6 protein-coding genes are annotated in these 7,065 nt (G+C 72.3%); 2 read left to right on the top strand and 4 right to left on the bottom strand.

The window, feature by feature from the left end:
- Positions 1-67: 67 nt before the first annotated feature.
- From ACSNN9_RS27005 to ACSNN9_RS26990, 4 genes are all read right to left on the bottom strand, one after another.
- The gene (locus tag ACSNN9_RS27005; RefSeq protein WP_436676079.1) at positions 68-1,657 is read right to left on the bottom strand and encodes an MFS transporter; all 1,590 of its coding nucleotides are present in this window, start codon (positions 1,655-1,657) and stop codon (positions 68-70) included.
- 64 nt (positions 1,658-1,721) lie between these two features.
- The gene (locus ACSNN9_RS27000) at positions 1,722-2,366 is read right to left on the bottom strand and encodes a DUF899 domain-containing protein (RefSeq protein ID WP_436676078.1); all 645 of its coding nucleotides are present in this window, start codon (positions 2,364-2,366) and stop codon (positions 1,722-1,724) included.
- 206 nt (positions 2,367-2,572) lie between these two features.
- A complete protein-coding gene (locus ACSNN9_RS26995; RefSeq protein ID WP_436676077.1) occupies positions 2,573-2,872 on the bottom strand; it encodes a hypothetical protein in 300 nt (99 codons plus the stop codon).
- The gene (locus ACSNN9_RS26990; RefSeq protein ID WP_436676076.1) at positions 2,872-3,882 is read right to left on the bottom strand and encodes a sigma-70 family RNA polymerase sigma factor; all 1,011 of its coding nucleotides are present in this window, start codon (positions 3,880-3,882) and stop codon (positions 2,872-2,874) included. Before ACSNN9_RS26990 ends, ACSNN9_RS26995 begins: the two co-directional genes overlap by 1 nt.
- A 402-nt stretch (positions 3,883-4,284) precedes the next feature.
- Between ACSNN9_RS26990 and ACSNN9_RS26985 the strand changes: the two genes are divergently transcribed.
- Entirely contained in the window at positions 4,285-5,517 is a 1,233-nt protein-coding gene (locus tag ACSNN9_RS26985) for a cytochrome P450 family protein (protein ID WP_436676075.1), read from the top strand.
- Positions 5,518-5,551: 34 nt separating this feature from the next.
- Complete coding sequence (locus tag ACSNN9_RS26980; RefSeq protein WP_436676073.1) at positions 5,552-6,835, top strand: activator-dependent family glycosyltransferase; 1,284 nt, start codon at positions 5,552-5,554, stop codon at positions 6,833-6,835.
- Positions 6,836-7,065 lie beyond the last annotated feature (230 nt).

Genomic DNA, 7,065 nt, shown 5'->3' with positions numbered 1-7,065 from the left:
CCCCCCCCCCCCCCCCCCCCCCCCCCCACCGCGCGGCGGCCCGGGCCGGCCGCCGCTGCTCGTGCCGTCAGTTGGCGGTCTCCACCGACGGCTCAGGTACCTCGGCCTGCCCCGGCGCCTCGACGGCGCCACTCGGCGGGGCGTGTCGCAGCGTGGCGACGGCCACGAGGGCGAGGATGACGTACAGCGCCGCGCTCACGGCGACCACGACGTGCAGGCCGCTGGTGAAGGCGTCCCGTGCGGCCTCCAGCAGCTGGGCCCCGACCGGCCCGGCCAGCTGCTCCCCGGCGTTGATGGCGCCGACGATGCTCTCCCGGGCGCTCTGCGCCGCCTCGGCCGGCGTGCCGGCGGGCATGTTGTCGCTCAGCACCCCGCCGTACACCGCGGTGGCGACGCTGCCCAGGGCGGCGACGCCGAGGGCCATGCCGAGCTCGCCACTGGTCTCCGACATGGAGGCCGCCGAACCGGCCTTCTCCGGCGGCGTGTTGCGGAGCACCAGCTCGGTGCTGAGCGCCGCCTGCGGTCCGCTGCCGGCGCTGGTCAGGATCACGCCGACGACGACGAGCGCCAGCCCGCCGGCGCGGTCGAGCTGGGTGAGCAGCAGGTAGCCGACCGCGGCGACCAGGAAGCCGCCCGCGATGACGTAGGCCGGGCGGACCTTGCGGGCGATCGCCGGCGCGGTCATGGCCGCGGCGACCATGGCGAAGCCGGACGGCAGCATCAGCAGCCCGGCCCGCAGCGGCGAGAGGCCCGCGACCATCTGGAGGTAGAGGTTGACGACCAGGATGGTGCCGCCACCGATCGCGGCGCCGAGCAGCGCGATCACCAGCGCTCCGCTGAAGGACCGGTTGCTGAACAGGCGCAGGTCCATCAGCGGCTCGGCGAGGCGCCGCTGGCGGAGCACGAAGGCCACCCCGAACACCACGCCGACGACGATGGCCAGTGCCGGCACGGGCTCCCAGCCGCCCTTGGCCAGTTCCTTGATGCCGTACACCAGCGGCAGGATGGTGGCGAGGGAGAGCGCCACGCTGACCAGGTCGAGCCGCTTCGTGGAGGTGGTGTCACGGAACTCCGGCAGCAGCGCCGGGCCGGCCACGAGCAGCAGCGCCATCACCGGGACGGCGAGCAGGAAGACCGCTCCCCACCAGAAGAACTGCAGCACGGTGCCGCCGACCAGGGGGCCGAGCGCCATGCCGCCCATGAAGCAGCTCACCCAGACGCCGATCGCGGCTCCCCGCTGCGCCGGGTCCTGGAACATGTTGCTGATCAACGCCAGGGTGGACGGCATGAGGGTCGCGCCGGCGAGGCCCATCAGCGCCCGGGTCACGATCAGCATCTCGGGCGACGTCGAGAACGCGGCGACCACCGAGGCGATGGCGAAGGCCACCGCACCGATCAGCAGCAGCTTCCGGCGCCCGATCCGGTCGCCGAGGCTGCCCATCGTGATCAGGAAGCCGGCGATCATGAAGCCGTAGATGTCGATGATCCACAACTGCTGGACCATGGTGGCGCCCAGGTCGGCGCTGAGCTGGGGAAGCGCCAGGTGCAGCACACTGAGGTCCAGTGACAGCAGCAGTGTGGGAAGCGCCAGAACGGCCAGTCCCCACCACTCGCGCGAGGTGGCCCGCACACCGGGGTCGGGCGTCGCTGTGTTCATGTCCATGGCAAACCCTTCTGCGTCGTACAGGCGGTCGATTGCGGTGGCGGTGGGGTGGGCGGGGTCACGCGTCGTACCGGTCGTGGTGTCGCCACCACTGCTGCGGGTAGTCCAGCTCCTCCTCCTGCCGGCCCAGCGCCGTCAGGTCGAGGTAGTTGTAGGTGTTGATGAGCGCGTCGCCGCCCCGGGAGAAGGACGAGTAGGTGTGGAAGACGTCCGTCCCGTCGCGGAGGAACACGCTCAGGCCGGAGGACTCGGAGTCGTTGTTGGTGACGCCGAAGTCGGGGTTGAAGTCGCTGCCGAAGGACGAGAACCACGGCACCGTCCAGCCCATGCGCTGCCGGAACGGCTCGAGCTTGGTCAGCGGGGCGCGGGACACCAGCACCAGGTTGGTGTCCCGGGCGTGCAGGTGGGCCGGGTGGCCGAGGTTGTCGACCTGTAGCGAGCAGCCCACACAGCCCTCGTCCCAGTCCGGGTGGAACATGAAGTGCCGGACGATGAGCTGGCGGCGGCCGTCGAACAGGCCCACCAGGTCCACCGGGCCGTCCGGCCCCTGGAAGACGTACTCCTTCTCGACCCGGACCATCGGCAGTTCACGCCGCAGGGCGCTCAGCGCGTCGCGCGCCCGGGTGAGCTCCTTCTCCTTGACGAGGAGCTCCGCACGGGCCGCTTCCCACTCGTCCCGGCTGACAACTTTCGGCTGCGCCATCGTGTTTCTCCTGCGTTCCGTCTCTCGGGTGACCATCAGCGGCGCCCTCACCGCTGCCGACCCTGGTTGAGACGGCGGAACGCGGAAAAACTCATCGCTGCCCGCGACAGCACCGCCACGCACCGCACGGCCGGGCGCCGCCGCGGTCGCGGCAGTGACCGCCCAGGTCAGGACGGCAGTCCGCCGTACGGCCTCCGGCGGCGCGACTACGCCGGCCGGTTACGGGACACGGCGGCCAGCACGGCGGGCCCGGACCCGAGATTGCGGATGGACAGGGGCGCCAGCCCGTCGAACCACAGCACGTCGCCGCGCCCGAAGCGCTGCAACCCGCCGCCGGGGTACTCGACCTCGACCTGGCCGTACTCGAGGACGACGATCGCGTCGCCCCACTCGGCCGGGTCGACGGTCCGCACGGTCCCCGGATCGACCACCATCACGAGCAGCCGGAGCAGCGACGGCAGCCAACGGTTGAGGAAGGAGACCCGGTCGTCCTCGCCGCCGTCCATCAGCGGGACAGCGGCAGCCCGAAGGCCGGGAAGATCCGGGGGAGGAAGGCGGTGATCTCCACGATCTGCCCGCCCTCGATGCGGAGCACGTCGAGGCCGAGCGCCTGGTAGCGGGACCGCCCCGGCCCCCGCACGTAGCAGGCGACGGCGGGCTGACGGTTGGCCCGCGTGAGCACGTGGTACCAGTCCTTCCAGGCCGTGGGGCCGACCATCGCGGGCGTCCAGCTCTCGATGATCGCGTCCCGTCCCTCGAACCAGGTCGGCTTGGGCGGCATCGTGAAGCGGGCGTCCTCGCGCAGCAGCGCCGCGAGCGCCGACAGGTCGGCGCGTTCGGTGGCCTCCACGTAGCGCTGCAGCACCGCCCGTTCCTCCTGGCTCGGGTCGGTCGCCGCCGGCCACTCCATCCGGCGCTCCGGCAGGTGCCGCTTGAGGGTGGCGCGCGCCCGCTGCAGGGCGCTGTTGACCGCGGCGACCGTGCCGTCGAGCAGCGTGGCGGTGTCGGTGGCCGGCCAGCCGAGCACGTCGCGCAGGATGAGCACCGCCCGCTGCCGGGGCGGCAGGTGCTGGATCGCGGCGAGGAAGGCCAGCTCGATGGTCTCCTTGGCGACCAGCGCCGCGTCCGGCTCGACGTCGGGCGGCGCGACGGGCTCCAGCAACCGGTCCGGGTACGGCTGGAGCCACGGAACCTCCACCTGCGGCAGCGCCGTGCGCCCGGACACGGACCCGTGGGAGAGGGTGGGGGCGACGAGCTGGCGCGGCTGCCGGTTGTGGCGTTCGAGGAAGTCGAGGCAGGCGTTCGTGGCGATCCGGTAGAGCCAGGCCCGCACCGTGGAGCGGCCCTGGAAGCTCTCCCGCTTGCGCCAGGCCCGCAGGAACGTCTCCTGCACGAGATCCTCGGCGTCGTCGAACGACCCGAGCATCCGGTAGCAGTGGACCTGCAACTCCCGCCGGTGCCGTTCGGTCAGCTCCGCGAAGGTCTGTTCGTCGCCCGCCCGGACCGCGTCACCCACCGCCGCGTCCCCGACCGCCGCGGCCCCGGTCCCGCCCGGCCTCGCGCCAACTCCGCCCACGAACCGTCCTCCGTCCTGGTCAGCCGACCATCCACGCCCGCCCCCACAGATAAGACGACCGGCGGACCGCATAGTCATCGCTGCGGCGGGCTTCGTCCCCCGCCCGGGGCCGGTCGACCGGCCGACGGGATCCCGCGACGCGCGGGGAGCGGTGCGGTCGACCCGCTCCGGCGGGCCGGCCGGGTACCGCAACTCAGGAGATGCGATGCCACACAGCCCGCGATGACCATATAGCGCAGGGCTACCTGGCGCACCAGCCCCGGCCGTTCCATGACCTGACCGCCCCGACCGATCGAGCCGGAACGCCAGGGCAGGCTCCCTGCCTTCCGAGGGGGAAAAACCATGACACCGGTTGATCTGCAGAGCAAGGACTTCCAGTCGAACCCCTACCCGAGTTACGCCAGGTTGCGGGAGGAGTCGCCCGTCCACTTCGTCCGCGGCCCGATGAACTCCGAGATCTGGCTCATCACCCGGTACGAGGACGCCCGCGCCGCGCTCGCCGACCCCCGCTTCTCCAAGGATCCGAAGCGCGCGCCCGAGTGGGCCAAGGTGATGGCCGCCGGCGTCGGCGACGAGGGACCGCTCGGGGCCAACATGCTCAACAGCGACCCTCCCGACCACACCCGGCAGCGGCGCCTGGTCGGGATGGCCTTCACCCGCCGCCGGATCGAGCGGCTCCGCCCGCGGATCCAGGAGATCACCGACGAGCTCGTCGAGGCCATGGCGGCCCGCCGCGAGGTCGACCTGATCACCGGCCTGGCGTACCCGCTGCCGATCACGGTCATCTGCGAGCTGCTCGGCATCCCCGGCGAGGACCGTGACGACTTCGGCCAGTGGACCCGGATGCTGCTCGCGTCCCCGATGACCCCGGAGGGGGTGCAGAGCCGGCGGCAGGGCAACCAGAACATGGACCGCTACCTGACCGAGCTGATCGGGAAGATGCGGACCGAGGTCAACCCGGAGCTCGACTACGACTCCCAGCCCAACCTGATCAGCGCCCTGATCGTGCCCGGCAAGCAGGACCAGCTCTCCGAGCGCGAACTGCTCGGCATGATCAAGCTGCTGCTGGTCGCCGGCCACGAGACCACCGTCAACCTGATCGGCAACGGCACGGTCGCCCTCCTGCGGCACCCGGACCAGCTCCGTCTGCTGCGCGAACAGCCCGAGGTGATGTCCACCGCGATCGACGAGCTGCTCCGCTACGACGGTCCCATCGAGCGGGTGCCGATGCGCTTCACGACCGAGGACGTCGAGATCGCCGGAGTCACCATCCCCGAGGGCAGCGCGGTCAACATCGTGCTCGGCGCGGCGGACCGGGACCCCAACGTGTTCGGCGAGCCGGACCGCCTCGACCTCGCGCGCAAGGACAACCCGCACGTGGCGTTCGGGCACGGCGTGCACTACTGCATCGGCGCCCCGCTGGCCCGGGTCGAGGGCCAGATCGCCTTCGGCACGCTGCTGCGCCGCTTCTCGAAGATCGAGCTCGCCTGCGCGTACGAGGAACTGGAGTGGCGCATCGGCGGACCGAACATCATGCGCGGCCTCGCCGCGCTGCCCCTGGTCCTCACCCCCTGACCCGCCGCTCGACACGGACACGGAAAGGAGAGCCATGCGGGTCCTCTTCCTCGCGGGCATCAACAAGTCACACCTGTACGCGATGACTCCGCTGGCGTGGGCGTTCCAGATCGCCGGGCACCAGGTGCGGGTCGCCAGCCAACCGGATCTCGCGGACGACGTCATGCGCACCGGCTTCCTGCCCGCGCCGGTCGGCGAGGTGCTGCGCATGAACGAGAAACTCGGGCCGGCCGCGCCGCCCCGGGTCGACGACGGGCAGCCCCGCACGTGGGTGAAGCCGGTCGACGGCAGCTTCCCCGAGGATCCCCACGGTCACCTGGAGTCGATCTCGACGGGCTTCTTCCCGCTCGTCTGCCCGGACAGCCTCTTCACGGACCTGATCGACTTCGCCCGGGAGTGGCGGCCGGATCTGATCATCTGGAACTCGCTGGCACTGGCCGGGCCGGTGGCCGCCCGGGTGAGCGGCGCGGCGCACGCGCGCCTGCTGTTCGGCGCCGACGGGCTCGGCCAGATCCGGGCGGCCTTCCACGCCGCCAGCGCCCGCAACCCGTCCGGCCCGCTCAACGACCCGCTGGCCGACTGGCTGCGGCCGTTCCTCCAACGGTACGGGCACGACTTCGACGAGGAGATCGCGCTCGGACAGTGGACCATCGACCCGATGCCGTCCTGGGTCTGGCACCCGACGACGAACGTGCACTACGTGCCGATCCGCCACGTGCCGTACAACGGGCCGACCCGGGTCCCGGACTGGCTGCGGGAACCGCCCGGCCGGCCCAGGGTGTGCCTGACCCTCGGGGTCTCGCACCGGGAGTCGCACGGGGTGGAGGCGTCCGCCACCGACCTGCTGGAGGCGGTGTCCGACCTCGACATCGAGGTCGTCGCCACGCTCGACAAGCGGCAGCTCGCCGAGCGACCGCGGATTCCGGACAACGTCCGGGCGGTGGAGTTCGTCCCGATGAACGTCCTGCTGCCCACCTGCTCGGCGATCGTCCACCACGGCGGCACGCAGACCTTCGCCGCGGCGGTGGAGAGCGGGGTGCCCCAGCTCATCGTGCCGAGCGCGTACTGGACCGAGAAGTGGTGGGGGCCGGTCGCCGAGGGCAACGGGCTGGAGCGGCGGGGCGCGGGCGTCTACGTGGCGGACTCGGACTTCCTGACCCCGGACCTGCTCCGCGACGAGCTCGTCCGGGTGCTGAAGGACCCGACGTTCAAGGAGAACGCCGGCCGGCTGCGCGCCGAGCGGATGGGCACGCCCACCGCGAACGAGCTCGTCCCGGTGTTGGAGAAGCTGACCGCGCAGCACCGCCCGCGCGCCTGAGACCGGCCGGAACCGCCGGCCGCAGTGAGCGAGGGGTCCGCGCCCGACCGGGCGCGGGCCCCTTCGGCGTACCGGCGGTCCACCTCACGCTCGGCACCGGGACCGCCGGACGGCCCGGCAGCCCCGACGACCGGACGGGGCGGCGGCCCCCGACGACCGGACAAGCCGACCACCGGACGGCCCTGCCGCCCCCGACGAACGGACGGCCCGGCGGCTTCGCGCCGCCGGGC

The sequence above is a fragment of the Micromonospora sp. URMC 107 genome, from assembly GCF_051386315.1.
Classification (GTDB): domain Bacteria; phylum Actinomycetota; class Actinomycetes; order Mycobacteriales; family Micromonosporaceae; genus Micromonospora.
Note: the sequence above shows the minus strand (reverse complement) of the source record. Positions and strands in the feature narration are given on the sequence as shown.

What these genes read in the sequence shown, in the direction of transcription:
- ACSNN9_RS27005 (WP_436676079.1), bottom strand. Translation starts at nt 1,657, where the DNA reads ATGAACACAGCGACGCCCGACCCCGGTGTGCGGGCCACCTCGCGCGAG.
- ACSNN9_RS27000 (WP_436676078.1), bottom strand. Translation starts at nt 2,366, where the DNA reads ATGGCGCAGCCGAAAGTTGTCAGCCGGGACGAGTGGGAAGCGGCCCGT.
- ACSNN9_RS26995 (WP_436676077.1), bottom strand. Translation starts at nt 2,872, where the DNA reads ATGGACGGCGGCGAGGACGACCGGGTCTCCTTCCTCAACCGTTGGCTG.
- ACSNN9_RS26985 (WP_436676075.1), top strand. Translation starts at nt 4,285, where the DNA reads ATGACACCGGTTGATCTGCAGAGCAAGGACTTCCAGTCGAACCCCTAC.
- ACSNN9_RS26980 (WP_436676073.1), top strand. Translation starts at nt 5,552, where the DNA reads ATGCGGGTCCTCTTCCTCGCGGGCATCAACAAGTCACACCTGTACGCG.